Here is a 26,320-nt window from a genome sequence, read left to right on the forward strand (position 1 = left end):
GGCGAGGTTCCTTTCGGTGTCGACAGGCCCTAGCGCAGTACCACGGCGGCATCGCGCTCGAAGGCGCCGTCGGGGTCCAGGCGGGCCAGCGCCGCGCGTTCGGCCGCGGTGGGCATGGGGGTGGGCTGCGCGCCGTCGGCGTCGAATTCGAAGCCGGTGCGTTCGCGTACTTCATCCAGGCTGGACTCCGGATGCCAGGACTGCAGCGCCAGGCGGCCGTCGCGCTTGATGAAGATGGCGATGGGCGTGACCACGCCGTGGAAGCCGCCCCACGAGGTGCGGAAATCCAGCTTCTGCACGAAGGTGCGGCGCGAATGTTCGGTGCGCCAGGTGCAGGCGCGCCGGGCGGTGGGCAGCATGACGGCGCCGCCGCCGCCGCCCGGCAGACGCACCTTGGGCCTGTTCCAGTCGCCGATGCACGAGTTGTTGGCCGAGCCCTCGCCATCGATCTGGGCCGCGCCCAGGAAGGTCAGGTCCATGCGGCCGCGCGTGCACAGGTCGTAGAAGTCTTCGTTGGAGAAGATCGACGCCGTGTGCCGCGCCAGTTGCGGATCGGAACTGGAGATCGGGATGTGCGCGGGCCGCGGATCGACGCCGCCCGCCACGTTGATGTAGATGAAGTCGTAGTCGTAGGCCTCTTTGGCCAGCAGGCATGCCAGCATCGGCGGCGTGGAGTTCACGCCGCTGAAGGTGATCTCGTTGGGCCGGATGAAGCGGGCCAGGCCGATGACGACGTGGGCGAACGGCGAGAAGGTCTCAGGCATGCGCGGCCTCCTTCGTTTCCGGAGCCTCGGCCATGTGGGCCTCCAGCGAGCGCGAGGTATCCATGTAGCGCTCCACCGCCGGGTAGTCGATGTCGTAGAACGGCGTGCACGAGCCGGGCCACGCGCTGCCGGGCAGCACCGTGAACGCCTGGACCATGAAGTAGGGCAGCAGGGTGGCTTCGGGCTGGGCCTCGAACACCTCGGTCTGGACCAGGCGTTCGGCCACGACCAGCACGCTGCCGGCGGCTCGCGACATGATGCGGTCCCAGTGCGCGGTGCCGTGGACGCGGGCATTGCCCAGCCGGTCGATCTCGGACACCTGCAGCACGGCGAAGTCGGGCCGGATGGCCGGCACGAGGTACGTGCTGTCGCCGCTGCCGTACGGATCTTCCATCAGGGTCCAGTTGTTCAGTTGCGGCAGGTCGCTGCCGTGCAGGCCGCCGCAGGGCAGGAAGGGCACGCCGAAGGCAGCCGCGCGCAGGCCCGCGGTCAGGCTGGCGCAGGCGTGTTCCTCGAGCTGCACCTCCTGATTCTCGATGGCCTTGCGATACCAGGGTGCCAGGCCGAAGTTGCCTTCCATGGCGACGATGCCGGCGCGCGCGCGGCGCACCGTGCCCGCGCGGCACAGGATGTCGATGTCGTAGCCTGGCGATTGCTTGATGATCTCCAGGTCGCGGCGGCCCTGGCGGATCAGTTCGCGCACGAAGGCGAAGGGGCCGCGATGCAGGAAGCTGCCGCCCAGCGCCACCGAGGCGCCGTCGGTGATGTGCCGGGCCAGTTCGGCCAGCGCGACCTGTTTGTCCGGCCGATTGAAGCCTGATGTCATGTCTGTCTCCACGCGCGGCGCCGCCCGTGCGGGCCGGGCCGCAATTTTTTCATTTGGCCAGATAGGCCTGGATGCGTTGTTTCAGGCCCGGCGCGGCGGCCGAGCGCACCAGGCTGGCCAGGTCGGCGTCCGCGGTCCGCGGGCCCAGCACCTGGTACAGCTGGCGGCGCGTTTCGGCGCTGAGTTCGCGCGCGCTGGCCTGCGCCTGCTGCTGGCGCGCGGGCCAGTCCGGCGGCGCGGCCAGTTCGGTGACGAAGCCCATGGCGTGCGCGGCCTGCGCGTCGAAGGTGCGCGTATGCGTGAGCACGTCGCGCGCAACCTGCGTGCCGACCAGGGCGGCGAAGCGCCGCGTGCCCAGCACCAGCCCGAACTTCAGGCCCGGCATGCGGAAGGTGGCGTCGGGCGCCGCCACGCGCAGCATGCACGCGCCGAACAGGTCGACGCCAGCGCCGAAGTTCTTGCCGTGCGCCAGGGCCAGCGTCAGCGCCGGCGATTCCGCCACCTTCTGCAGCAGCGTTTCCAGCCGCACGAAGCGCAGCAACAGGTCGCCCTCGCTCTGCTCGGCATAGCCGCCGAAGTCGAACCCGGCGCTGAAGTTGTGGCCCTCGCCCTTGAAGACGATGAGGTCGCTGCCTTGCGCGTGGGCCGCGTCCACGGCCTCGATCAGGGCCTCGACCAGTTCGGCCGACAGGGCGTTCATCTTGTCGGGCCGGTTGAGCGTGATGACCGTGACCTGCGCGTCGGCCGCGACGTCGACGAGGGTGCTCATTGCCGGACCTCCGGGCTGCCCGCGGCCGCTTGCGTGCATTGGAGCCGTGCGCATCCGCCCTTCATGCCGACTCCCTGGCCTGCGGGGCGGCGGGCAGCGCGCCCAGGATCTCGTCGTTGTGCTCGCCCAGCGCCGGCGGGCGCAGGCGGATGGGCGTGGTGGCGCCGCCGACGCGCACGGGCGAGCCGAAGCTGCGGGTGCGCTTGCCGTTGGGCAGGTCGAGGTCCTGCACCCATCCCATGTGTTCGACCTGCGGGTCTTTCAGCACGTCGGAATAGTTGTTGATGGGCGCGCACGGCACGCCGCGGGCGCGGAAGCGTTCCAGCCAGGTGACGGCGTCTTCCTGCATGAAGTGCACTTCGAGCAGTTCGCGCAGCGTGTCCTGGTTGCGGGCGCGCAGCCCCGTGTTGGCGTACAGCGCGTCGGCATACAGTTCGGGACGGCCGACCACCTCGCATACCGATTTCCACAGGGCATTGTTGCCGGCCGCCATGCCGAAATGGCCGTCGCGGCAGCGAAAGGCCTGGTAGGGCGCGTTGCGGGGATGGGCCGAGCCCAGCTTGACCGGGTCCTTGCCGCTGCCGAAGTACTCGGACGTCTGCAGCGCGGCGATGCCCAGCGTGGCGCCCAGCATGGGCACGTCCAGGTGCGTGCCCTGGCCGGTGGCGGCGGCCACGCGCAGCGCCGCGCTGATGGAAAAGGCCGCGTACAGGCCGGCCGAGAAGTCGGCCACCGGCACGCCGCACTTGACCGGCGCGCCGCCCTGTTCGCCGGTGACGCTCATGATGCCGCTCATGGCCTGGACGGTGATGTCGAAGCCGCCTTCCTGGGCGCGCGGGCCGTCCTGGCCGAACGCCGAGATGGAGCAATACACCAGGCGCGGATTGCGCGCGGACAGCTGTTCGTAGCCCAGGCCAAGGCGCGCCATGACGCCGGGACGGTTGTTCTCCAGCAGCACGTCGGCGCCGTCGATGAGCTGGCGCACGCGTTCGGCGTCGGCGGGATCCTTCAGGTTCAGGGTGACCGAACGCTTGTTGCGGTTGAGCGAGGCGAAGTTCTCGCTGTAGCCCTCGGTGAAGGGCGGCCACGCGCGCAGCGTGTCGCCGCCTTCGGGGTGCTCGACCTTGATGACGTCGGCGCCCATGTCCGCCAGCAGCATGCCGCAGAACGGGCCCGCCGCCACATTGCATATCTCGATGACCCGCAGGCCGGCCAGCGCCTCGCTGTGTTTCATATCGTCTCTGCTGATGTGATTGGGTTCCTGATTCTTGGAAGAGCCATCTCAAGGAGCCCATATAGGAAAAAACTTTTCTTGACCAGAATAGCACCCTATGGAATTCTTGTTAAGCCAGATATAGGACATAGGTCCTAATTATTGGGACAAATAAGTAAATAAGCCGCGCATGCAGCGGCGTCACGGAGACTCTGATGCGCAAGCCCTTGTTGTCGATCGCCGCCGCTCTGGCCGCGCTGGCCCTGAATGTGCAGGCGGCCGGCTGGCCCGACAAACCCATCCGCATGATCGTGCCGTATCCGCCCGGTGGCGCCACCGACGTGGCCGCGCGGCTGTATGCCCAGCAGATGGGCGATGAACTGAAGCAGCCGGTGGTGGTGGAGAACAAGGCGGGCGCCGGTGGCGAAGTGGGTGCCGAGGCCGTGGCGCGCGCCGAGGCGGACGGCTATACCGTGATGATGGGCGCGCTGGGCAGCCTGGCGATCAATGCGTCGCTGCTGGACAAGCAGAACTACAGTTTCGCCAGGGACTTCAAGGGCGTGTCGGTGGCCATCACCATGCCGATGGCGCTGGCCGTCAGCACGAACATTCCCGCGAAGTCGGTGCCCGAGCTGATCGCGCTGGCCAAGCAGCGCGCGGGCAAGCTCACCATCGGCTCGGCGGGTAACGGCAGTTCGCAGCACATGGCGGGCGAGCTCTTCAAGCAGATGACGGGCACCGACATCCTGCACGTGCCGTACCGGGGCAGCGGGCCGGCCGTGACCGACCTGCTGGGCGGCCAGATCGACATGGTGATCGAGACGCTGCCCGCGCTCATGCCTCACGTGGCCAGCGGCAAGATCCGCATCCTGGGGGTGACCTCGGCACAGCGCGCGCCCATGCTGCCCGACGTGCCGACCTTCGCCGAACAGGGCGTGCGCGGCTACTCGGTGGCCACCACCTATGCGCTGCTGGCGCCGACGGGCACGCCGGCCGGGGCCATCGACAAGATGTCGGCGGCCATGCGGAAGGCCGGCGCATCGGCGCAGGTGAAGGACGGCGCGGCCAAGCTGGGCGCCACCGCCACCCCGACCACGCCGGCGCAGACCGACAAGGTCATCGCCACCGAGATCGAGACGTGGGGCGACGTGGTGCGCCGCTCGGCCAGGCGTTGATTCCACTCGTCCACGGGGAGCGTTCCGGCATGCAACGTGATTCCGGCCGCCTGGCCATCGTCGGCGGCGGCTCGGTCGCCGTTTCGTTTCTCTATCAGTTCCTGGAAGAATGGCCCGCCGGCCGGCCGCTGGAGGTCGCGCTGTTCGAGCCGCGCCCCGAGGTCGGGCCGGGCGGCGCCTATCAGGCGGACCTGGCCAGCAACCTGCTGAACATTCCCGTCAGCCGAATGTCGGCCGTGGCGACGGACCGCGACAGCTTCCTGAACTGGCTGCGGGCGCGCGATCCCGCCTGGCTGCGCGCCCACGGCGTGCAGGCGGTCGAGCCGTCGGCCTTCCTGCCGCGGCCGGTGTTCGGCAGCTACCTGCGCGACCTGTACGACCAGGCCCTGGCCAGCGCGCGGCGCAAGGGCGTGACGGTACGCCGCATCGCGCAGGCCGTTGTGGGCGTGTGGCCGTTGCCCTGCGGGCATGCGGCCGTGCTGGGCGAGGGCGGCGAGCGCGTGGTGGCGCACCGCGTGGTGCTGTGCAACGGCAACCTGCCGTCGACGGCGTTTCCGGAACTGGCGCCGCTGCCGGGCTATTTCAACAGCCCGTATCCGGTATCCGACCTGTGCGGCCGCATCGGGCGGGACGACGCCGTGTGCATCGTTGGCACCAGCCTCAGCGCCATCGATGCCATCGTGGCGCTGCGCGCGCAGGGGCATCGCGGCCAGGTGCATTGCGTGTCCCGCAACGGACGCCTGCCCGCGGTGCGCAGTCCGCACAACACCGCGGTCTCGTTGCCGCTGCTGCCCGAGCCCGAACCGGACGGGCGCGTCACGCTGGACGGCCTGCTGGACAGCCTGCGGCGCGCGCTGCGCGCGGCGGGCGGCAGGGAAGACCACGACGACATCCTGGGCCTGGCGGGCGCCGCGCGGGATGCACTGGACGCCGAGATCGCGCGGTCGCAGGCGGGGCCGCGGCCCTGGCAATCGGTGGCCGCTGCCACCAACGACCGCATCGAACACATCTGGCATGCCCTGGACGACGCCGAACGGCGCCGCTTCCATCGCGACTGGCGCACGCTGTGGATGGCGCGCCGCGCCACTTTCCCGATGCGCAATGCGCTGACGCTGCAGCAGGCGCTGCACGAAGGCAGCCTGCACGTGCACGGCGGTTTTCGCGGAGCACGCTACGACGCGGCCCTCGGCGTCTTCAAGGTGCAGGCCGGCGACGGCCGACCGGAGCTCGGCGCGCCGTGGCTGGTCAATGCCACCAGCTTCTCCATGGACGTCGAGACCTCGGCCGATCCGCTGGTGCGCCAGCTGTGCGGTCAGGGGCATGCGCGCGCGCATCCGCTGGGCGGTTTCGACCTGGACTTCGACACGGGCTGCCTGCGGGATCGCGACGGGCGGCGCGTGGCGCAGGTGTCCGTGCTGGGCAGCCTGGCTGCGGGCACCTACTTCTGGACGACGTCGATGGAGATCAACATGCGGCTGGCGCACGGGCAGGCGATGCGCCTGGCGCGCGCGTGCACCTGGGACGTCGTGCCGGCTTGAGCAACGGTCGAAGCGCCGGCAAAACGCGACTTTCTCGCCTAATAGATGTAAGAAACAACTATTTTCATCGTCATCCAGCCCGGTTTTTATAAGCCTTCGAATGTCCAGTGAGAAAGGGGCCGGATTCGATGTTAGTGGACGCTCGGCCCGCCCGCGGCCCGGCGTAACACCGTCACACACCTTGTCGGCTTCACTGCCCATCTTCGCCTGGCGGCGCTGCTACCTTGTCCTGACATAAACCAAGAACGCCCAAACTATGCGGCGTCCCAGCGAGTGTGCACTTGCTTACCTATCCATTCGGAAAGGGAGGCGGACACTCGTGTGTCCGGTACACGGCGGGATGCGGCGTATGGGCCCGGACTATGCAGTTGCCGACCTCCAGACCCAAGAACAGATGTCGAATCGTCGCTTTTTCCTTGGCCGGTCTCACGGCCCTGACACTGACCTGCGGCGCGGCCCCCGCCGTGGCGCAGTCAGCCGCATATTCCAGCGCGGCGCATGATGCCCTGATCCGCGGACCCGCCGCCGCGCAGCCCGAGGCCGCCGCGGCCACGCTGCGGCAATGGCTGGCACGCCGCGACGGGCAGGGCCCGCAGGGCGCCGACCGCCAGCGCGTGCTGGCCGATTACGTGACCCTGCTGGCGCGCGCCGGCCGCGACCGCGAAGCCCTGGACGCCGCCCGCGCCGAAGGCTACGACGGCCTGCCGGCCTATGCCTTGCAACCCCTGTTCCTGGCGGCGCGCGACGTGCGCGCCCTGCCGGACGAGCAGCGCATCGTGACGCTGCTGGAGCAGCGCGATCCCCGCGCGGCGCTGACTCGCCTGCGCCGCGCGCAATACACCTACGACATCGACAGGGTCGACGATGCGCGGGCCCAGGCCGCCGCGGTGCGGGACGATGCCTCCGCGTCGCGCGACATCCGCTCGGCCGCCGCCGAGTTGCTGGGCAGCATCGAAGAGGCCGCGGGCAACTTCCCGCAGGCCACGCAGGCCTACGGCCGGGCGCTGGAGCTGAACCCCGATTCGCGCAGCGCGCGCCGCGCCGACGTCTATCTGCTGGCCGGCCAGGCCGCCGCGCCGGCCGCGCTGGAGGCGGCCCGCCAGGCCAATCGCGCCGCCGGGCAGGCGGGCAAGGATCCGCTGTTCAGTCCCGTCGAGATCGCCGGATTGCGGCAGCAGGCGATCGGCCAGGAGATCGCGTGGGCGATCGAGCAGCGCGACGTCGTCGGCGGACAGCAGCGCTACCAGGCGCTGGACCAGGCCCTGGCCAGGTCCAACGGCCTGCTGGGCGAGCTCGATCAGGCGGGAAGCCCGCCCCCGGAACTGCGCGAGGTCGCCACGCGCGCGCGCATCGACCAGCTCATCGCGCTGAACGCGCGCGGCTACTACCAGGCCTGCGCGAACCTCTACGAGGCATTGGCCGCGCAGGGCGTGGAGGTGCCGTACTACGGCCTCGCGCCCGCCGCGGACGCCTATGCCCACCTGCGGCGCTCCGACCTGGCCGTGCCGCTGTACGAGCGCGCCATCGCGAAGGCGGGCAGCCGGCTGCCCATCCCCAGCGACACCCACGTCGGCCTGTTCTATGCGTACATCGACACGGCGCGCTTTCGCCAGGCGGACCAGCTGCTCTCGCGGATGGAGGCCGCCACGCCGCCCACCGTGCGGCTGGCTCCGGCGCCGGACACGCTGAACGAGCAATATGCGGAAGTGCGCGACCTGCGCGCGCGGTATTACCTGTACACGGACCAGCCGGCGCGCGCCGAGGCATTGTACGAACAGCTGCGCCGCGAGGCGCCGTTCAACGAGGCCTATGCCGAAGGCGCGGCTAACACGGCGCTATCGCGCGAGCATCCGCGCAAGGCCCTGGAACTGGCCCGGTCGGCCGCCGCCGATCATCCCGACTCGGTGGCGGTCCGCAGCGCCGTCGCGCGCGGCCTGATGGAGACGGGCCAGGTGCGCGAGGGCCGCGAGGCCATCGAACGGCTGCGGCAGGACTATCCCGAAGCCGGCCAGGCGCAGAATGCCGCGCGCGATCTCGACGCCATGCAGGCGCCCACGCTGAGCATCGAGTCGCGCTACGGCAAGGGCAACGGCAACAGCGCCTTGTCCGACGAGGATTACCTGGTCGATGCGCGGCTGCAGTCCGGCCTCATCGACGACCAGTGGCGCGTGTTCGTGCGCCAGGCCTGGGCCTACGGCAGCGCCAACGGCATCAAGGCGCACCGCGGCCGCACCGGCCTGGGCGCGCGCTGGGAACGCGACGGCTGGGCGCTGGAAGGCGAGGCCCATCGCGACGACGGCGGCGCGCGCAACGGCGGCCTGGCCGTGGCGGGCGAATATCGCCTGAACGACCACGTCGAGCTCGGCCTGTCCTACGACAGCAACGCGCTGGACCTGCCCTGGCGCGCCTACGACGCGGGCATCGCCGCCAACGTGGCGGCCGCGTCGGTGGGCTACATCGTCGACGAGTCGCGCCGCTTCGACTTCAGCTACCAGCGCATGCGCTACACCGACGGCAACCTCAACCAGACCGGCACGGTGGGCTGGACCGAGCGCTGGTACAGCGGTCCGTCGCAGCAGTTCCAGACCACGCTCAGCGTGGGCCGGTCCACCAACCGCCTGACGGACGTGCCGTACTACAGCCCCGCCTCGGACCTGTCGGCCGACCTGGAGGCGCGCTACCAGTGGCTGACCTGGAAGCGCGACGACCGCACGTTCGTGCAGCGGCTCTACGCCAACGCGGGCACGTACAAGCAGTCGGGCTACGGCTCGGGCATGGCCTACGGCCTGCGCTACGAGCACGAATGGAGCTTCCGTCCGGGATGGTCGGTGATCTACGGCATCGGCGCCGCCTGGCATCCGTATGACGGCGAGCGCGAGCGCCGCACCGTCGGCTACCTGAACCTCGTCATTCCCTTCCTCTGACAGGAGCTCACGGCGATGAAATTCCCGCGCCTGCTGGGACTGCTGCTGTGCGTCTGCATGCTGCCCCTTTCCCCTTCCGCGTCCGCGCAATCCCTGTTTCCGGCCGATCGCGACGACGGCCAGACCTTCCGCGTGCTGACCTTCCACGACGTGCGCAAGAACGTGCGCGCAAGCTTCGAGGCCTCGCCCGATGCCACCGCCATCGACGAGACCACGCTGCTGGACGCGTTCACGTGGCTGGGCAGCGCCGGCTATCACCCCGTGAGCCTGTCGCAGATCGTCGCGGCGCGCGAGGGCGGGGCGCCCCTGCCGCCCAAGCCCGTGCTGCTGACGTTCGACGACGGCTACGAGAGCGCCTACACGATCGTCTTTCCGCTGCTCAAGCGCTTCAACTATCCCGCGGTGATGGCGCTGGTGAGCGGCTGGATGGACGCGCCGGAAGGTGTCGGCGACTACGGCGGCCGCCAGGCGATCGCCTTGCCCAAGGCCAGCTTCATGACCTGGGAGCAGGCCAGGGAAATGGCGCAGTCCGGCCTGGTGGAACTGGCCGGCCACACCGACGCCATGCACCGCGGCGTCGTGGCGAATCCGCAGGGCAACCTGCTGCCGGCGGCCACCTCGCATGCCTATGACCGCGCCACGGGCCGCTACGAGAGCGACCAGGCCTATCGCACGCGCATCCTGGAAGACCTGCGCCGCAACAAGGCGGAGATCGAGCGCCACACCGGCGCGACGGTGCGCGCCATCGTCTGGCCCTACGGCGCGTACAACGATGCCGCCATCGACGCCGCGCGCCGGGCCGGCATGCCCATCGCCCTGTCGCTGGACGACGGGCCCAACACGCCCGACGTGCCGCTGGACCGCATCCGGCGCGGCCTGATCAACTACGAAGACCAGGGGCCCGAACTGCTGCGCGACCTGCGCTCGCAGATTCCGTCGGTGGCCGCCACGCGCGACGTGAATCGCATCATGCACGTCGACCTGGACTATGTGTACGACCCCGACCCGGCGCAGCAGGAGCGCAACCTGTCGCGGCTGCTGGACCGCGTGCAGAAGGTGCAGCCCAGCAGCGTGTTCCTGCAGGCCTTCGCAGATCCCGACGGCGACGGCGTGGCCGATGCGATGTACTTCCCCAGCCGGCGCATGCCGATGCGCGCGGACCTGTTCAACCGCGTCGCCTGGCAACTGCGCACCCGCACGGGCGTGAAGGTCTATGCCTGGATGCCGGTGTCGTCGTTCCACCTGCCCGAGTCCGATCCGGCGGCCGACCGCCTGGTGCGGCAGATGCCCGGCGCGCCGGCCGGGGCCTCGCACACCTATCGCCGCCTGTCCATCTTCGATCCGGTGGCGCGCCAGGCGATCCACGAGATCTACGAAGACCTGGGCCGGCATGCCGCGTTCGCCGGCGTGCTGTACCACGACGACGCGATGTTCAACGACTTCGAGGACGCCAGCCCCGCGGCGCTGGAGGTCTATCGCGGCTGGGGCCTGCCCGCCGACGTGGCCGCCATCCGCGCCTCGCCCGAGCTGATGGCCCGCTGGACGCAGCGCAAGACGCGCGCGCTGATCGATTTCACCCATGACCTGACGGGCATCCTGAAGCGCTGGCAGCCGGTGCTGGCCACGGCGCGCAACATGTACGCGCAGCCGCTGCTCAATCCGCCGTCCGAAGCCTACTTCGCGCAGAACTATGCCAGCTTCCTGCAGGCCTACGACTACACCGCGCTGGAGGCCATGCCCTTCATGGAGCAGGCGGCCGATCCCGAGGCGTGGCTGCGCGAGCTGGCGCGCAAGGTCACCGCCATCCCGGGCGCCAATGCGCGCACGCTGTTCGAGCTGCAGGCGCGCGACTGGCGCACCGGCACGCCGATCCCGGACGACGTGATCGACGGGCAGTTCGCCCTGCTGCACGAGGAAGGCGTCCGCAACCTGGGCTACTACCCCGATGACTTCCTGAACGACCAGCCATCCCTGCGGACCATCAAGCCGCACCTGTCGATCCAGCGCCTGCTGGGCCGCGAGTTCTTCCGCGAGCCCGTGGAGCGGCCTGGCTCGCCGCGCGAGCGCGGCGTGGCCATCCCTTCCGAAGAAGGGGACAAGTGATCATGACGACTCAAGACTGGAACCTCGCCTCGAGTTTCGTGCTGGCTTATGTCTTCTACTACCCGTTCTGCATGGCATGGCTGTGGATCACCGGCGGGCTGGCGCACTACATCCAGTTCGAGCGCGGCGAGCACGACGGGGTCGATCCCCTGGCCCTGCTGCCCTCGCTGCCCAAGGTCAGCATCCTGGTGCCTTGCTACAACGAGGAGGACAACGTCGACGAGGTGATGGAAGCCTTGATGGCGCTGAACTATCCCGACTACGAAGTGATCGCCGTCAACGACGGCAGCACGGACGCCACCGGCGACAGGCTCAGCGCGCTGGCGCTGCGCTTTCCGAAGCTGCGCGTGGTGCACCAGGACCACAACCAGGGCAAGGCCGTGGCGCTGACCACCGCGTCGATGCTGGCGCAGGGCGAGTACCTGCTGGGCATCGACGGCGATTCGCTGCTGGACGAGAACGCCATCGCCTGGATGCTGCGGCACTTCCTGCGCGACGGCAAGATCGCGGCCATGACCGGCAACCCGCGCATCCGCAGCCGCACCACGCTGCTGGGCCGCATGCAGGTGGGCGAGTTCTCGTCGACCATCGGCCTGATCAAGCGCACGCAGCAGCTGTATGGCCGCCTGTTCACCGTATCCGGCGTCATCGTGATGTTCCGCCGCCAGGCGGTGGTCGACGTGGACTTCTGGAGCAGCGAGATGCTGACGGAAGACATCGACATCAGCTGGAAGCTGCAGCTGGCGGGCTGGCGCATCGGCTACGAGCCGCACGCGCTGACCTGGATCCTGACGCCCGAGACGCTGCGCGGCCTGTGGCGGCAGCGCCTGCGCTGGGCCATGGGCGGCGTGCAGACGCTGATCAAGTACACGAGCCAGATCGCGCGCTGGCGCATGCGCCGCATGTGGCCGATCTACGCCGAGTATTTCCTGAGCGTGCTGTGGGCCTACCTGATGATCGGCGTGCTGATCGCGGGCGTGGCGGGCGCCGTGCTGGACCTGCCGCTGGTCTGGCAGGTCGGCCTGCTGCCCGAATGGCGCGGCCTGCTGCTGGCGCTGGCCTGCATGATGCAGCTGCTGACCAGCATGGTCGTGGACAGCAAATACGACCGGGGCCTGTTGCGCTACTACTTCTGGACCTTCTGGTATCCGGTGGGTTTCTGGTTCATCACCATGATCGCGTCGGTGATCGCCGTCCCCGCGGTGGCCTTGCGCCGCCGCAACAAAAGAGCCGTCTGGGTGAGCCCGGACCGAGGAGTGAGAGATGTCTGAAGATCCCATCATCGACCAGACCGACCTGCCGCTGTCGACCTGGCTGCGCATCGCCGGGCCCGTCACGGGGGCGGTGCGCTATCTGTGGCTGAAGGCGCTGCGCCCGCTGATGCTGGTCGCCGTGTGGGCGCTGTTCCTGTTCTATGTGTACTGGGATTTCTTCATGGCGCTGTCCTCGTCCACGTCGGACATGCGCTTCCTGGTGCTGTGCGGCGTGGGCATCTTCACGCTGCTGGCGGCCATGCTGCTGACCGCGCGCCTGGTGCGCAACCGCGAGGACAACGAGAACGAGGAAAGCGACACGGCGGCCAGGGCCCAGCCGGTGCAGGTGCAGGAGATGGCGGAGGCGGCCAAGGTGCCGGTGCGGCAGCTGTCGCTATGGCAGCGCGCCCGCAGCGTGGTGGCGCTGCATGACGACGACGGCCACTTCCGCGCCGCCGTGCTCAAGCCCCTGGGCGAGCCGGTGCGGCGCACGCCGCGGCCGCGCCGCTGAGCGCTTTCCGCGGGATTGCCCGGGGCGCGGCGAGCGCGTGCCCGACGGCGTGCCGTTACATCGGCCGTCCGTTGACTTCGGCGAAGGCGCCCCGATATAAGAGGGCATGACCGCCTCTTGCGCCCACGCCGACGCGCTGGCCGCTTTCCACCCCGCCGTCGCGGCCTGGTTCCGCGGCGCGTTTCCGTCCGCCACGCCGGCGCAGCAGGCTGCCTGGCCGCTCATCCGCAGCCGGCCCGCCACCCTGATCGCCGCGCCCACGGGCTCGGGCAAGACCCTGACCGCCTTCCTGGCCGCCATCGACGACCTGGTGCGCGAAGGGCTGGCTGCCGCCGGACCGCGCGACGGCGTTGTAGAACAGCGAGCGGGCGTGCACGGCGAGGATGCCGCGGGCCCCCTGCCCGACCGGACCACGGTGGTCTACGTCTCGCCGCTGAAGGCGCTGTCCAACGACATCCGCGCCAATCTCGAGGCCCCGCTGGCGGGCATCGCGCGGGAACTGCTGACGCAGGGCCTGCCCGATCCCGGAATACGCACCGCGGTGCGCACCGGCGACACCACGCAGAAGGACAGGGCGGCCATGCGCAAGCGGCCGCCGCACATCCTGGTCACCACGCCGGAATCCCTGTACGTGCTGCTGACGTCCGACTCCGGCCGCGCCATGCTGAGCAGCGTGCGCACGGTCATCGTCGACGAGATCCATGCCGTGGCGGGCTCCAAGCGCGGCAGCCACCTGGCCTTGAGCCTGGCGCGGCTGGATGCGCTGTGCGAGCGCCCGCCCGTGCGCATCGGCCTGTCGGCCACGCAGAAACCGCTGGATGCCGTGGCCCGCTTCCTGGCCGGCAGCGGCCGCGACTGCGCCGTGGTGGACATCGGTCACGTCCGCGCGCGCGATCTGGCCATCGAGATGCCCCCCGTGCCGCTGGAGGCCGTCATGGCCAACGACGTGTGGGAGCGGGTCTACGACCGCATGGCGGGCCTGGCCACCGAGCATCGCACCACGCTGGTGTTCGTCAATACGCGCCGGATGGCCGAGCGCGCGGCGCGCCACCTGGCCGACCGGCTGGGCGCGCAGGCCGTGGCGGCGCACCACGGCAGCCTGTCCAAGGAGCATCGCCTGCTGGCAGAGCAGCGGCTCAAGGGCGGCGAACTGCGCGTGCTGGTCGCGACGGCCTCGCTGGAACTGGGCATCGACATCGGCGACGTGGACCTGGTCTGCCAGGTCGGGTCGCCGCGCAGCATTTCCGCGCTGCTGCAGCGCGTCGGCCGGGCCGGCCATCACGTCGGCGGCGTGCCCAAGGGCCGCCTGTTTCCCACCTCGCGCGACGACCTCGTCGAATGCGCGGCCATGTTGGATTGCGTGCGGCGCGGCGAGCTGGACCTGCTGCGCATTCCGCGCGCGCCGCTGGACGTGCTGGCCCAGCAGATCGTGGCGGAGGCGGGCAGCCGCGAGTGGCACGAGGACGCGTTGTACGAACTGGTGCGGCGCGCGGAGCCTTACGCCGACCTGCCGCGCGAGCGCTACGACGAGATCGTGCGCATGCTGGCCACGGGCCACACCGGACGGCAGGGGCAGCGCGCGGCCTATCTGCACCGCGACGTCGTCGCGGGAACGGTGCGCGGCCGGCGCGGCGGCCGCATGGCGGCGATGACCTCGGGCGGCACGATCCCCGACAACGCCGACTACACCGTCCTGCTGGAGCCGCAGAGCCTGAACATCGGCACCGTCAACGAGGACTTCGCGGTCGAGAGCCTGCCGGGCGACGTGTTCCAGCTGGGCAATACCTCGTACCGCATCCTGAAGGTCGAGGGCGGCCGCATGCGCGTCGAGGACGCGCACGGCGTGCCGCCCAACATCCCGTTCTGGATGGGCGAGGCGCCCGGCCGCAGCGACGAGCTGTCGGCCGGCGTGGCGCGCCTGCGCGCGCGCGTCGATGCGCTGCTGCAGGAGGGGCCTGCCGAGGCCGCCGCGTCCGTCCTGGACGACGAGACCGGCATCGGCCCGGCCGCGGCGACGCAGCTGGTCGACTACCTGGCGCGGGCCCGCGCCGCGCTGGGCGTGCTGCCCACGCAGGACACGCTGGTGCTGGAACGGTTCTTTGACGAGACGGGCGGCATGCAGATGGTGCTGCACGCGCCGTTCGGCAGCCGCGTCAACCGGGCCTGGGGACTGGCGCTGCGCAAGCGCTTCTGCCGCACGTTCAATTTCGAATTGCAGGCCGCGGCCACCGAGGATGCGATCATCCTCTCGCTGTCCACCGCGCACAGCTTCGCGCTGGACGAGGTATGGTCCTACCTGAATTCGGCCAGCGCGGAACACGTGCTGGTCCAGGCCCTGCTGGATTCGCCCCTGTTCAACGTGCGGTGGCGCTGGGCCGCCGCCGTGGCGCTGTCGCTGCCGCGTTTCGCGGGCGGCCGCAAGGTAGCCGCGCCGCTGCAGCGCATGAAGAGCGACGACCTGCTGGCCGCGGTGTTTCCCGACCAGGCCGCCTGCCTGGAGAACCTGCAGGGCGAGCGCGAGCTGCCCAACCATCCGCTGGTGGACCAGACGCTGGACGACTGCCTGCACGAGGCCATGGACAGCGCGGCATGGCTGGCGGTGCTGCGGCGCATCGAGCAGGGGCAGTGCCGCCTGGTGGCGCGCGACCTGCCCGCGCCGTCGCCGCTGGCGATGGAGATCCTCGGGGCCAAGCCGTATGCCTTCCTGGACGACGCCCCGCTGGAAGAACGGCGTGCCCAGGCCGTCATGTCGCGCCGCTGGATCGACCCTTCCGATGCCGGCGAACTGGGCGCCCTGGACGCGGACGCCATCGCGCGGGTGCGGGCGCAAGCCTGGCCCGAGCCGCGCGACGCCGACGAGATGCACGAGGCGCTGATCGACCTGGCCTGCATCGGCGTGGAGGAGGCCGCCGCGCGGCCCGAGTGGCAGCCGTGGCTGGAACGGCTGGTGCGCCAGGGCCGCGCCTGCCGCCTGTCGGCCGAATCGGGCTCGCCGCTGTGGGTGGTGCTGGAGCGCCTGGCGTGCGTGCTTGCGGCGTATCCCGGCGCCCGCACCGAGCCGGTCCTGCGGCCCTTGCCGGACGGCGTGACGTGGGACGCGGACGGCGCGCGCGTGGAACTGCTGCGTGCGAGGCTGGGCGCGGTGGGCCCCGTCGTGCCGGCGGCGCTGGCGGCCGCCTTGCGGTTGCCGCTGCCGGCCGTCCAGGCCGGCCTGGCGAGGCTGGAAGCCGAGGGCTCGGTCATGCGCGGCCGCTACTCGCCCGCCGCATCCGAGGACGAATGGTGCGAGCGGCACCTGCTGGCGCGCATCCATCGCTACACCATCAAGCAGTTGCGCAGCGAGATCGAGCCCGTGTCGCGCCAGGACTTCATGCGCTTTCTTTTCGACTGGCAGCATCTGTCGCCGGCCACGCAGTTGCGCGGGCCGCAGTCCCTGTCCGAAGCGCTGGATCAGCTGGAAGGCTTCGAAGGGCCCGCTGGCGCCTGGGAGACCGAATTGCTGGCGGCGCGCATCGCGAATTACCAGCCCGACTGGCTGGATGACCTGTCGCGCGCGGGCAAGGTGGTGTGGACGCGCCTGGCCGCGCCCGCGCGGCCCGCGGGCAGCCGAACGGGCGGCGGCCCCGTGCGCGCCACGCCGATGGTCATCCTGCCGCGCCGCCACCTGGGGGTGTGGCAATCGCTGCCGGCGGTGGACGGCGGGGCCGAACCGTCCAACCGCGCGCTGTCGGTGTACGAGACCCTGCAGGACGGCGGCGCGCTGTTCTACGACGAACTGCTGGCGCGCACGCGCCTGTTGCCCGGCCAGCTGGAAGAGGCGCTGGGCGAGCTGGTGGTGAACGGCCTGGCGGCCTCGGACAGTTTCGCGGGGCTGCGCGCGCTGCTGGCGCCGGCCGCCAGCCGCACCGCGAAGGCGGCGCGGCGGCGGCGCGGCGCCATGCCCGATCCCCTGGAGATGGCCGGCCGCTGGGCGCCCGTCAAGCGTGCCGCCGCGCAGGCGGAGGTGCGTCCCGCCGGCCACGCCGCTGATGGCCGCACCGCAGCCGGTCGCACCGCACGCCAGACCTACCCCGCCGACACGCTGGAGCACTTGGCGCGCGTGCTGCTGCGCCGCTATGGCGTCATCACGTGGCGCCTGCTGGCGCGCGAGCCCGACTGGTTGCCGCCGTGGCGCGACCTGTTGCCCATCCTGCATCGCATGGAAGCGCGCGGCGAGGTCCGCGGCGGACGGTATGTGAGCGGGGTGTCGGGCGAGCAATTCGCGCTGCCCGAGGCGGTGCCGCTGCTGCGCGCGATGCGCCGCCGGCCCGCCGACGGCACGCTGGTCAGGGTGTCGGCGGTGGACCCGCTGAACCTGTGCGGCACACTGCTGCCGGGCGAGAAGGTCCCCGCGGTGGCGGGAAACCGCATCCTGTATCGCGACGGCGTGCCGGTGGCCACGTGGGTGGCGCGCAAGCCCCAGTGCGATGCGGACCTACCGCCCAACGAGCGCGAGCGCATCCTGCGCGCGCTGATCGTGACGCATGCGTCCGATCCGCACGCCCACGACGACTGAGGAACTGGCCTATGTCGAGGCGGCGTCGCCGCTGGGCTTGCCGCCCAGGCGTGCCGGATTGGACTGCAGCAGCACGAGGTCGCTGATGGTGGACAGGGTGGCCTTCAGGCGCGAGCCGTCGGGGCGCGCCGTCGTCTTGTCGACCTGCTGCGCGGCCTCGACCATGGCCAGCAGGTTCCATTCGCGGGCCTGTTGCAGCGGGGTGGTCGTGTCTTCTTCCAGCTGGCCGCGCACGTACTTCATCACGCGGCGCGACTGGTCGGCCGTCTGCTGCAGCGATGCCTTCACCATCTTGCCGTCTTCGAAGGCGAGGTTGGCGGTGCTGCTGGCGCTGTCCTTGACCTGGTAGTAGTAATAGTTCTGGCTGAGCGGATCGGTGGTCAGCATCAGCGACAGCTCGGGCGACAGCGCGTCGTGGAAGCTGGCGGTCAGTTGCGACTGCTGCGTCTGCTTCAGGTTGAACGATCGGCCGCTGCCGCCGGTATCGGTGCTTTGCGACGCCTGGTACGAGAAGCCGTCGGTTTCCCCGGGGCGCAGCGGGTTGATCGCGCGCGCGTGGTCGGCGACCGAGGCGGTGAAGTCGGCCAGTCCGGTCAGCATGGCGCGGCTGGTGTCGTTCAGGATGCCGCCCAGGCGCGAGGTGGGCTGCGGCTGGCCGGCGGCCGAGCCGTAGTCGCCGTGCAGGTCGGAGAACGCGCTCTTGAACATGTCCATCAGCGCCGCGCCGCCGCGGCCGCGGCTGGACGCGTCGTTGAACTGCTGCAGGTAGTTGTCGACGGCACGCTCGCGCTGCGCCGCATTGCCCAGCATGGCGGACTTGGACATGTCCACGTCGACCTGCACCGTGCCTTCGGGACCGTCCAGCTGCACGCCGCGCGACTGGGCATTGGCGTGGAAGGTCAGCGACAGGTTCTGGTTGGCGGCCGTCTTGATGTTGGCGCTCAGGTCGATCGACTTGATGGCCGAGCCGTCGTATTGCGTCAGGCCGGACAGGTCGAGCTTGGGCGGCTGGCCGGTCAGGCCGTCCAGCGCGGCCTGGAAGCCCTTGGCCAGCTTGGCCAGCGCGGCCTGCTCCGTGTCGCTGAGCGTGCCGCCGGTGACCTGCATCTGCACAGACATCGCATCGTCCTGGCTGCCGATGGCCAGGCGCACGGTGGCGCCGCCGGCGGTCTTGACGTCCATGGCGACGTAGTTGCCCGTCTGGGGCAGGGACAGGTTGGTCCGCACCGCGTCCAGCGACAGGGCGGACGATCCGGCCGTCCACACCGATTGCGCGAACTGGCCGCCGGCCATCGCGCGTTCGAGCAGCGCCGAGCCCAGTCCGCCCAGGCGGCCCGAGGCGCTGGTCGTGCCGAAATTGGCGGCCATGCGCAGCGTGACGGTGTCGTTGGCGCTGTGGTCCCAGATGCGCGAGGCCGACGGCAGCCTGCCCTCGGCCGTGTAGACCGGCGCGCCGTCGTCGCTCTGGCCCAGCGCGACGCTGGTGGACGACGCGGGGGGAACGGCCGTGGACGTGACGGCCTGCTGCACGGGGGCGGCGACGGCCGTCTGCACGGGCTGGACGGGCAACAGGTCGGAGCGGCTGACTGCGGAGACGGTGGTCATGGCGGCGGTGGAGGAGGCCCTGGTGGGGCGTTCGTGGCGTAGGCCGGGATTTCTTGCATCTACGGCAGGATCGGGGCGAGTCTTTAATCCGGGGCGTGGCTTCACGCTCGGCCCGGGAGCGCCTGCACGGCGCCGGGCCCGGGATCCCGCCGTATTCCACCGGTCCGACGTCGCGCACGCTGTACGCCGTACGCCGCGTGCAGCGTGCCCCGCGCCCAGCCCGCGCGCGTGCGCTATGCTAGCCCGGATGCGCCGGCGGAACCCGCATGCCGGCTTCGCCCGTGCCCGCGCACGGATGCCTTCCCTGGAGATTTCCCATGCCCGACATCGCGGCGCTGGCCTGTGCACTGCCCAAGGCCGAACTGCACCTGCACATCGAGGGCACGCTGGAACCCGAGCTGGCCTTCTCGCTGGCGCAGCGGCACGGCGTGACGCTGCCCTGGCCGGACGTGCAGGCCTTGCGCGCTGCCTACGATTTCTCCGACCTGCAGTCGTTCCTCGACCTGTACTACGCCGGCGCGGACGTGCTGCGCGCCCGGCAGGATTTCCACGACCTGACCTGGGCCTACCTGCAACGCGCGCACGCCGACAACCTGCGCCACGTCGAGATCTTCTTCGATCCGCAGACCCATACCGCCCGCGGCGTGCCCATGGCCGAGGTCATCGAGGGCATCCACGGCGCGCTGGCGCGCGGCCGCGATGAACTGGACATCAGCTTCCGGATGATCCTGTCCTTCCTGCGCCACCTGCCGGAAAGCGAAGCCCTGGAAACGCTGGCGCAGGCCCGGCCCTTCCTGGACCGCATCGACGGCGTGGGCCTGGATTCCAGCGAGCGCGGCCATCCGCCCGCCAAGTTCCGTCAGGTGTTCGCCCGCTGCCGCGCGCTGGGCCTGCCCGTGGTGGCCCATGCGGGCGAGGAGGGCCCGCCAGCCTACATCGAGGAAGCGCTGGACCTGCTGCATGCGCAGCGCATCGACCACGGCGTGCGCGCCATCGAGAGCGAGGCGCTGATGGAGCGCCTGGCGCGCGACCAGGTACCGCTGACGGTCTGTCCGCTGTCGAACGTCAAGCTGAAGGTGTATCCCGACCTGCGCGACCATCCCTTGCGCGACATGCTGGCGCGCGGCCTGAAGGTCACGATCAATTCCGACGATCCCGCCTATTTCGGCGGCTACGTCAACGCCAACTTCACGGCCTGCGTGCAGGCGCTCGGACTGACCGAGCCCGAGGTGCTGCAACTGGCCCGCAACAGCATCGAGGCCAGCTGGGTGGAAGCCGCGCGGCGCGATGCGCTGCTGGCCGACCTGGACGCGGCGGCCCGGCGCTGGCGCGCGGGGCCGGCATAAGCAGCCTTGGCTTCGGCGGTGATAATGCCGCCGGGCAGGGCAGTCTGCGCAGGGCAGTCCAGGCAGGGCAGTCCGCACAACCCCAGCGGAACTGCCCTGACTGGTACACCCCGAGCGGAACTCCCTGAGCGGAACTCGCTAAGCGAACTCGCTAAGCCGGGCCGCTGCGCGTGAAGCAGCCTGATCAAGGCAGGTCTGGCGGTCTCGCCAGGCCTGCCATCGCTCATCCTTCGGCGTATTCCCGAAGGCGTCCGTTGGCCGCCAGCGGCAGGTCGCGCAGGCGTCGGCCGGTGGCATCGGCGATGGCGTTGCCCAGCGCCGCCGAGACGGGCCCTTGCGAGGCCTCGCCGGCGCCCAGGAAGGGCGCGCCGGGACGGTCGATCAGGTGCACCTCGACCTGCATCGGCACCTCGGAGAAACGCATGATGGGATAGCTGCTCCAGTCGAAGCTGCGGATGCGCCGATCGTCGTGGCGCAGTTCCTCGTACAGCGTCCAGCTGGCCGACTGCAGGATGCCGCCCTCGATCTGGTTGCGCACGCCGTCGGGGTTGACGATCTGGCCGCAATCCACCGCCGCCACCGCGCGCACGATGCGCACCGCGCCGGTCTCGGGCTGCACCTCGATCTCCACCGCGATGGCCAGGTAGCTCATCAGGTTCTTGTACTGCGCGAACGAGAAGCCCACGCCGCGGCCGGGCTGGCGCTTGCGCCGCGGATCCCAGCCGAACTTCGACGCGGCCAGCTGCACGACGTCGCGGCCGCGCGGGTCGTCCAGGTGGCGCAGGCGGAACGCCACGGGGTCGGTCCCGGCCGCCGCGGCCAGCTCGTCCATGAAGCTCTCGATGGCGAAGACGTTCATGAAGGCGCCCAGCCCGCGCATGGCCGAGACGCGCACCGGCATGTCGGGCAGGAAGTGGTGCTGCACGTCGTAGTTGAACGTGTACAGCGGCAGGCTGTTGCGGTCGCCGCCGCCTTCAGGCATGGGAATCGGCTGCGGCGGCGCGGGCGTGAACGGATGCTCGAGATACGTGGCGGGCATCAGGCGGCCGGCGTTGTCGATGCGCTGGTTGTGCGAGTTGCTCCAGATCTCGTACTGCCAGTCCGTCACGCGGCCCGCGTCGTCCAGCGAGGCACGCACGCTGGTGACCATGGCCGGACCGTAGGGCTCGCAGGTATGTTCCTGTTCGCGCATCCATTGCACCCGCACCGGACGGCCGGGCACCGCGCGCGCGATCAGCGCGGCATCGGCTGCCACGTCGTCGGCCGCGTTGTGGCCATAGCAGCCTGCGCCGGGCACGTGGATGCAGCGGATGTCCTGCGGCGCCATGCCCAGCATCTGCGCAAGCCCCGCGCGCAGCGGGAACACGCCCTGTGCGTGGGTCCAGACAGTGAGCTTGCCCTGGTCCAGGTGCGCCACGGCGCACGACGGCCCGATGGAGCCGTGCATCAGGAAAGGCTTGGTGAACTGCGCCTGCAGGGTGCGGGCGGCCGGCGCCGCCGGGCCCTGGCGCTGGCCCACGTGGATCTCGCGGGCGGGCATCTTGCGCAGCGTGTCGTGGAGGGTGGCCGGATCGGGCAGCACCGCGGTCTCTTCCCAGGTGGCGGCCTGCATCAGCGCGCGCATCGCCTGGATGGCCTGCCATTCGTCCTCGGCCACCACGGCCAGGTAGCTGCCGTCGCGCACCACCTGGACCACGCCGGGCATCTTCCGGACCGCGTCGCTGTCGACCTTGACCAGCCTGGCGCCATAGGAGGGCGCGCGCACGGCGCGGGCATGCAGCATGCCGGGCAGGCGGATGTCCTGCACGTAGGCCGCGCCGCCGGTCACCTTGGCCGGGATGTCGACGCGGCGCAGCGGCGTGCCGATGACCTTGTGGTGTTTCGGCTCGACCAGCGCCGAGGTGGGCTCGGCGTTTCGGTGCAGGTCCAGGCCGCTGACGGCCTGGCCATAGCCGAGCGTGCGGCCGTCGGGCGCGGCGATGACGCCGCCATCGCGCACCTGCAGTTGGGCAACCTCGACGCCCAGCTTGTCGGCGGCGGATTGCAGCAGCAGCGCGCGCACCTGCGCCGCCGCGTGCATGATGGCGGTGCCGCTGTCGGCGGTGGAGTGGCTGCCGGCGGTGTAGCCCTCGTTGGGCGTCAGGCCGGTGTCGGCCGTGATCAGGTGGATGGCCTCGGGTGCGACCTGCAGTTCCTCGGCGGCGATCTGGATGAAGGCGGTGCGGATGCCCGTGCCCAGTTCGGCCTTGCCGGTGCAGACCGTGATGCGGCCTTGTTCGTCTATCTTGATCCAGGCGTCCAGCAGCGGCGTGCTGCTGAGGTTGCCGGGCAGCTTGCCCGCGCCGTGCGCCGCCGTGGGCGCGGCATCCTCGGTCTGGCGCTGGGCCAGCGCGGCGGCGCCCGGCACCATCGCGAAGCTGACGGTCAGCGTGCCGGCGGCCAGCAGGCGGCGCCGGGCGGGATCGCGCGGGGCGGAATCGACGTTGTCGCGCGGCGTCATGCTTGCGCTCCGGTGGGTTCGCCCTGGGTGGCCGCATGTGGGCCCGCCATGTCCTTCGAGGCCTGCACGATGGCGGCGACGATCCGCATGTGCGTGCCGCAGCGGCACAGGTTGGGCTGCATGTGCGCGCGGATCTCGTCCTCGGTGGCGCCGGGGCGCTGGTCCAGCAGCGCCTGGGCACGCATGATCATGCCCGCGATGCAGTAGCCGCACTGGGCCGCCTGCTTGTCGATGAAGGCCTGCTGCAGCGGCGAGGGCTGCGCCTCGCTGCCCAGGCCTTCGATGGTGCGCACGGGCCGCGAGCCGACCGCCGACACCGGCATCAGGCATGAGAACACGGGCCGCTTGTCGACGATGACGGTACAGGCGCCGCATTGCCCGAGCCCGCAGCCGTACTTGGCGCCGTTGAGCTCGAGGTGGTTGCGCAGCGCGTACAGCAGCGGCATGGATGGATCGACGTCGACCGCGTGGTCGACCCCGTTGACGTTGAGCGTGATCATTGCTGCGGATTCTCCTTGCGTATCGCCGCGACGCTGTCCTGCAGGCCGTTCCAGGCCGGCCGTTGGGCGTACTGCGCCCGCGCGTAGGCGAGCACGTCGGCGATCTGCGCGTCGTTCAGCACGTTGGCGAACGGCGGCATGTAATGGGCTGACGATGAGCCGTTCCAGGGATTGCCGCCCAGCACGAGCTGGATGGCGTTGCGCGGGCTGTCGGCGTTCAGCGCGGTGCTCAGTTCGAGCGAGGGGCGCGCGCCCACGGTGCGCATGGGTGCGGCGGCGCCATGGCAACCGGCACAGGACGAGGCGAACAGCGCGGCGCCATCGTTGATGCGCTGGGCGCTGGCCGCCGGCAGGTCGGCCTGCGCGGGCGGATGCGCGGCGGCCGGCGGCTGCAGCGACATCAGGTAGGTGGCCATGGCCTCGACATCGGAGACCGGCACGTTGGCCAGGTGCTGCGTGACTGGCAGCATCGGACCGGCCGCCGCGCCGTGTTCGGTGGCCAGCCCGGTGCGCAGGTAGCTGGTGAGCTGCGCATGCGTCCAGGGCGTGCGCGCAAGCGTCAGCGCGTTCAGCGGCGGAACGTCCCAGCCGTCGATCAGGCCGCCGGCATAGGCCTGGCTGCCCTTCTCGGCGCCGAAGGCGTTCATGGGCGTATGACAGGCCGCGCAGTGGCCCGGTCCTTCGACCAGGTAGCGGCCGCGCAGCCAGGCATCGGATTGCGGCGTGCCCGGCGGCGGCAACGCGCCTTCGTCCAGGAACAGCAGGTTCCAGCCCGCGACCAGCGGCCGGAAGTTCAGCGGGAAGGCGAGGGCGTTGTCCTGCGCCGGTGCATGCACCGGCGTGCGCGCCAGGAGGTACGCGTACAGCGCGGCGATGTCGTCGTCGCTCATGCGGGTGAAATGCGCATACGGGAAGGCCGGATACAGCAGGTGGCCGTCGCGCGAGACGCCCTTGCGCATGGCGCGCGCGAACGCTTCCAGCGGCCAGCGCCCGATGCCGGTCTCGGCGTCGGGCGTGATGTTGGTGCTGTAGATCGTGCCGAATGGCGTCTCGAGCGCCAGGCCGCCGGCATAGGGCTTGCCTCCCTTGGCGGTGTGGCATTGCATGCAGTCGGCCAGGTCGGCCACGCGCGCGCCCTGCGCCAGCAGCGCGCGGTCGGCGCTGGCCGCGGGCGGGTGATCCAGCGGCGCGATGGCGGGCTGCCATGCGTAAGTACAGGCCGCCACGGCGCCGGCCAATACGACGGCCAGGGCCGTCCAGGTGATTCTTCGTGTCCTGCTCATTCAACCTCCGCGCGGATGGGTGTACGCGACCGGCAGCAATGGTATGAGCTGGCACTGACTTGGGCCTGAAGTGACGCATCGCGCCGCAAAAAATCCGGCCGTGACTGGCTCACGTGCGGGTTCCGCGACAGGTTGATGGCCCCGGAAAGCGAGCGGGCCTCTCTTGCGAGAGGCCCAACCCTTCCTTGCGCGCGGCGCGCCGGCCAGGCTGGACGGGGGGATCGCTGCTCGTCACTCGCGGCTTACGGAGAAGCCGCATGTGTCCGGGGCGCCCGTCCGGCGTGCCTCGGGGGTCTGCTCACCCCCTTTGCGCTTAGAACCGGTGACGCATGCCGATGGCGACGGCGGTGTCCTTCAGGTTGTCCTGGAAGGCGTAGTTGTCGGCATAGGCGGCATACGCGTAGAGGTTGGTGCGCTTGCTCAGGTCGTACGTGTAGCCCAGGCTGAAGATGTTGGTGGTCTTGTCGTCGCCCGTCAGCAGGTCGTTCTTGGCGTCGGCCCGCTGCCACGAACCGAAGACTTTGCTGGCGCCGAACGGCACGGTGGCGCCCACCATCATCGAGTCGGCGCGGAAGCCGTCGGCGACGCGGTAGGTGCCCAGCTGCTGGTTGCCGCTGGGCGTGGTGCCCAGGTTCAGGCCGGTGAACCAGCCGTCGAACGTCTGGCTCCAGGCCGCGATGACCTTGACCACTTCGAAGTCGTACGTGCCGCCCAGGATGTACTGTTGGACTTCGTTGTCGCGGTCGGCGCCGGCCGACGACGGGTTCAGGCGGTCGTAGGTGGCGATGAGGTCCACCGGGCCATTGGTGTAGCGCGCGCCAACGGTGATGACGCGGTTGTTGCTGTTGGTGGCGAAGTTGCCGGCGCCGTCGGCGTTGAACGAGTAGCCGGCGCCCAGGCGCAGGCCGCCGATGCTCGGGGTCTGGTACATCACCATGTTGTCCAGGCGCGTGGAGTTCGCCGAACCGAAGGTGGCGCCCACGCCGGCGATGGTGTAGCTGGTGCCGAACGGATCCATCGAGTCGAAGAACTTCGAGGCGAAGTTCTTCTGGCGGCCGAATTCCAGCGTGCCCCAGCTGTCGCTGGACAGGCCCACCGTGGCCTGGCGGCCGAACAGGCGGCCACCCTGGCTGGACGTGCCGGTTTCGTTGTTGAAGCCGGCTTCCAGCGTGAAGATCGCCTTCAGGCCGTTGCCCAGGTCTTCGCTGCCGCGCATGCCGAAACGCGAGCCGCTGCTGACGCCCTGGGCCGCGCCGATGTGGCTCTGCTTGAAGCCGTCGCCCTTGACCTGCTCGTAGTTGATGCCGGCGTCGATCAGGCCGTACAGCGTGACCGAGTCAGCGGCGTGCGCCGCACCAGTGAAGCCCATTGCCAGCGCGGCAACGAGTAGCGTCTTTTTCATGTGGGGACTCCCGAGTTGATTGTTTTGACCCGGGCCGCTTCGCGCGCGTGAGC

Annotated in this window: 17 protein-coding genes; 8 read left to right on the forward strand and 9 right to left on the reverse strand. The window is 70.3% G+C overall.

Annotated features, from left to right (window positions below; all coding sequences use genetic code 11):
* Positions 1–29: 29 nt before the first annotated feature.
* The 4 genes from FS845_RS14100 to FS845_RS14115 all read right to left on the reverse strand — a co-directional run bounded on the left by FS845_RS14100 (position 30) and on the right by FS845_RS14115 (position 3,593).
* Positions 30–764: a CoA-transferase subunit beta gene (locus FS845_RS14100; RefSeq protein ID WP_144636247.1), complete on the reverse strand. Its 735-nt coding sequence runs from the start codon at positions 762–764 to the stop codon at positions 30–32.
* A complete protein-coding gene (locus FS845_RS14105) occupies positions 757–1,590 on the reverse strand; it encodes a CoA transferase subunit A (RefSeq protein ID WP_144636250.1) in 834 nt (277 codons plus the stop codon). Before FS845_RS14105 ends, FS845_RS14100 begins: the two co-directional genes overlap by 8 nt.
* A 49-nt stretch (positions 1,591–1,639) precedes the next feature.
* Complete coding sequence (locus FS845_RS14110; RefSeq protein WP_144636254.1) at positions 1,640–2,359, reverse strand: enoyl-CoA hydratase/isomerase family protein; 720 nt, start codon at positions 2,357–2,359, stop codon at positions 1,640–1,642.
* Positions 2,360–2,420: 61 nt separating this feature from the next.
* Positions 2,421–3,593 carry a CaiB/BaiF CoA transferase family protein gene (locus tag FS845_RS14115; RefSeq protein ID WP_144636257.1) on the reverse strand — a complete coding sequence of 391 codons (1,173 nt, stop codon included), beginning with the start codon at positions 3,591–3,593 and terminating at the stop codon, positions 2,421–2,423.
* Positions 3,594–3,787: 194 nt separating this feature from the next.
* Between FS845_RS14115 and FS845_RS14120 the strand changes: the two genes are divergently transcribed.
* The 7 genes from FS845_RS14120 to FS845_RS14150 all read left to right on the forward strand — a co-directional run bounded on the left by FS845_RS14120 (position 3,788) and on the right by FS845_RS14150 (position 17,631).
* Positions 3,788–4,747, forward strand: coding sequence for a tripartite tricarboxylate transporter substrate binding protein (locus FS845_RS14120; protein ID WP_144636259.1), 960 nt, complete (start codon positions 3,788–3,790; stop codon positions 4,745–4,747).
* Between the two features lie 29 nt (positions 4,748–4,776).
* On the forward strand, positions 4,777–6,285 hold the full coding sequence (locus FS845_RS14125) for an FAD/NAD(P)-binding protein (protein ID WP_144636261.1): 1,509 nt from the start codon (positions 4,777–4,779) through the stop codon (positions 6,283–6,285).
* Positions 6,286–6,701: 416 nt separating this feature from the next.
* A complete protein-coding gene (pgaA, locus tag FS845_RS14130) occupies positions 6,702–9,209 on the forward strand; it encodes a poly-beta-1,6 N-acetyl-D-glucosamine export porin PgaA (protein WP_186332285.1) in 2,508 nt (835 codons plus the stop codon).
* 15 nt (positions 9,210–9,224) lie between these two features.
* On the forward strand, positions 9,225–11,312 hold the full coding sequence (gene pgaB / locus FS845_RS14135) for a poly-beta-1,6-N-acetyl-D-glucosamine N-deacetylase PgaB (RefSeq protein ID WP_144636266.1): 2,088 nt from the start codon (positions 9,225–9,227) through the stop codon (positions 11,310–11,312).
* Positions 11,313–11,314: 2 nt separating this feature from the next.
* Positions 11,315–12,583 (forward strand): poly-beta-1,6-N-acetyl-D-glucosamine synthase, encoded by a 1,269-nt coding sequence (pgaC, locus tag FS845_RS14140; RefSeq protein WP_144636268.1) that lies wholly within the window; start codon positions 11,315–11,317, stop codon positions 12,581–12,583.
* The gene (locus FS845_RS14145; protein ID WP_144636271.1) at positions 12,576–13,076 is read left to right on the forward strand and encodes a hypothetical protein; all 501 of its coding nucleotides are present in this window, start codon (positions 12,576–12,578) and stop codon (positions 13,074–13,076) included. Before pgaC ends, FS845_RS14145 begins: the two co-directional genes overlap by 8 nt.
* A gap of 106 nt (positions 13,077–13,182) precedes the next feature.
* Entirely contained in the window at positions 13,183–17,631 is a 4,449-nt protein-coding gene (locus FS845_RS14150; RefSeq protein ID WP_144636274.1) for a DEAD/DEAH box helicase, read from the forward strand.
* A 9-nt stretch (positions 17,632–17,640) separates the two neighbouring features.
* Here the strand turns inward: FS845_RS14150 and FS845_RS14155 are convergent, their stop codons facing one another.
* Complete coding sequence (locus FS845_RS14155; protein ID WP_144636278.1) at positions 17,641–19,236, reverse strand: hypothetical protein; 1,596 nt, start codon at positions 19,234–19,236, stop codon at positions 17,641–17,643.
* Positions 19,237–19,553: 317 nt separating this feature from the next.
* Here FS845_RS14155 and FS845_RS14160 point away from each other — a divergent pair, with 317 nt between their 5' ends.
* Entirely contained in the window at positions 19,554–20,582 is a 1,029-nt protein-coding gene (locus FS845_RS14160; RefSeq protein ID WP_144636281.1) for an adenosine deaminase, read from the forward strand.
* Between the two features lie 223 nt (positions 20,583–20,805).
* Here the strand turns inward: FS845_RS14160 and FS845_RS14165 are convergent, their stop codons facing one another.
* The 4 genes from FS845_RS14165 to FS845_RS14180 form a co-directional block, all read right to left on the reverse strand.
* The gene (locus tag FS845_RS14165; protein WP_144636285.1) at positions 20,806–23,082 is read right to left on the reverse strand and encodes a xanthine dehydrogenase family protein molybdopterin-binding subunit; all 2,277 of its coding nucleotides are present in this window, start codon (positions 23,080–23,082) and stop codon (positions 20,806–20,808) included.
* Complete coding sequence (locus FS845_RS14170) at positions 23,079–23,582, reverse strand: (2Fe-2S)-binding protein (protein ID WP_144636290.1); 504 nt, start codon at positions 23,580–23,582, stop codon at positions 23,079–23,081. The genes FS845_RS14165 and FS845_RS14170 overlap by 4 nt, the downstream gene beginning before the upstream one ends.
* Positions 23,579–24,865, reverse strand: a complete 1,287-nt coding sequence (locus tag FS845_RS14175) for a cytochrome c (RefSeq protein WP_144636293.1) — start codon at positions 24,863–24,865, stop codon at positions 23,579–23,581. Before FS845_RS14175 ends, FS845_RS14170 begins: the two co-directional genes overlap by 4 nt.
* 313 nt (positions 24,866–25,178) lie before the next feature.
* The gene (locus FS845_RS14180) at positions 25,179–26,267 is read right to left on the reverse strand and encodes a porin (protein WP_144636296.1); all 1,089 of its coding nucleotides are present in this window, start codon (positions 26,265–26,267) and stop codon (positions 25,179–25,181) included.
* Positions 26,268–26,320 lie beyond the last annotated feature (53 nt).

Origin of the sequence: Bordetella genomosp. 13, assembly GCF_007679965.1 — a bacterium.
Lineage (GTDB): Bacteria > Pseudomonadota > Gammaproteobacteria > Burkholderiales > Burkholderiaceae_B > Bordetella.

Excerpts from the sequence above, each read along its gene's own strand:
- FS845_RS14175 (WP_144636293.1), bottom strand. The coding sequence starts at position 24,865 with ATGAGCAGGACACGAAGAATCACCTGGACGGCCCTGGCCGTCGTATTG.
- FS845_RS14150 (WP_144636274.1), top strand. The coding sequence starts at position 13,183 with ATGACCGCCTCTTGCGCCCACGCCGACGCGCTGGCCGCTTTCCACCCC.
- FS845_RS14180 (WP_144636296.1), bottom strand. The coding sequence starts at position 26,267 with ATGAAAAAGACGCTACTCGTTGCCGCGCTGGCAATGGGCTTCACTGGT.
- FS845_RS14105 (WP_144636250.1), bottom strand. The coding sequence starts at position 1,590 with ATGACATCAGGCTTCAATCGGCCGGACAAACAGGTCGCGCTGGCCGAA.
- pgaC (WP_144636268.1), top strand. The coding sequence starts at position 11,315 with ATGACGACTCAAGACTGGAACCTCGCCTCGAGTTTCGTGCTGGCTTAT.
- FS845_RS14120 (WP_144636259.1), top strand. The coding sequence starts at position 3,788 with ATGCGCAAGCCCTTGTTGTCGATCGCCGCCGCTCTGGCCGCGCTGGCC.
- FS845_RS14115 (WP_144636257.1), bottom strand. The coding sequence starts at position 3,593 with ATGAAACACAGCGAGGCGCTGGCCGGCCTGCGGGTCATCGAGATATGC.
- FS845_RS14125 (WP_144636261.1), top strand. The coding sequence starts at position 4,777 with ATGCAACGTGATTCCGGCCGCCTGGCCATCGTCGGCGGCGGCTCGGTC.
- FS845_RS14170 (WP_144636290.1), bottom strand. The coding sequence starts at position 23,582 with ATGATCACGCTCAACGTCAACGGGGTCGACCACGCGGTCGACGTCGAT.
- FS845_RS14165 (WP_144636285.1), bottom strand. The coding sequence starts at position 23,082 with ATGACGCCGCGCGACAACGTCGATTCCGCCCCGCGCGATCCCGCCCGG.
- FS845_RS14155 (WP_144636278.1), bottom strand. The coding sequence starts at position 19,236 with ATGACCACCGTCTCCGCAGTCAGCCGCTCCGACCTGTTGCCCGTCCAG.
- pgaB (WP_144636266.1), top strand. The coding sequence starts at position 9,225 with ATGAAATTCCCGCGCCTGCTGGGACTGCTGCTGTGCGTCTGCATGCTG.
- FS845_RS14110 (WP_144636254.1), bottom strand. The coding sequence starts at position 2,359 with ATGAGCACCCTCGTCGACGTCGCGGCCGACGCGCAGGTCACGGTCATC.
- FS845_RS14100 (WP_144636247.1), bottom strand. The coding sequence starts at position 764 with ATGCCTGAGACCTTCTCGCCGTTCGCCCACGTCGTCATCGGCCTGGCC.
- FS845_RS14145 (WP_144636271.1), top strand. The coding sequence starts at position 12,576 with ATGTCTGAAGATCCCATCATCGACCAGACCGACCTGCCGCTGTCGACC.
- FS845_RS14160 (WP_144636281.1), top strand. The coding sequence starts at position 19,554 with ATGCCCGACATCGCGGCGCTGGCCTGTGCACTGCCCAAGGCCGAACTG.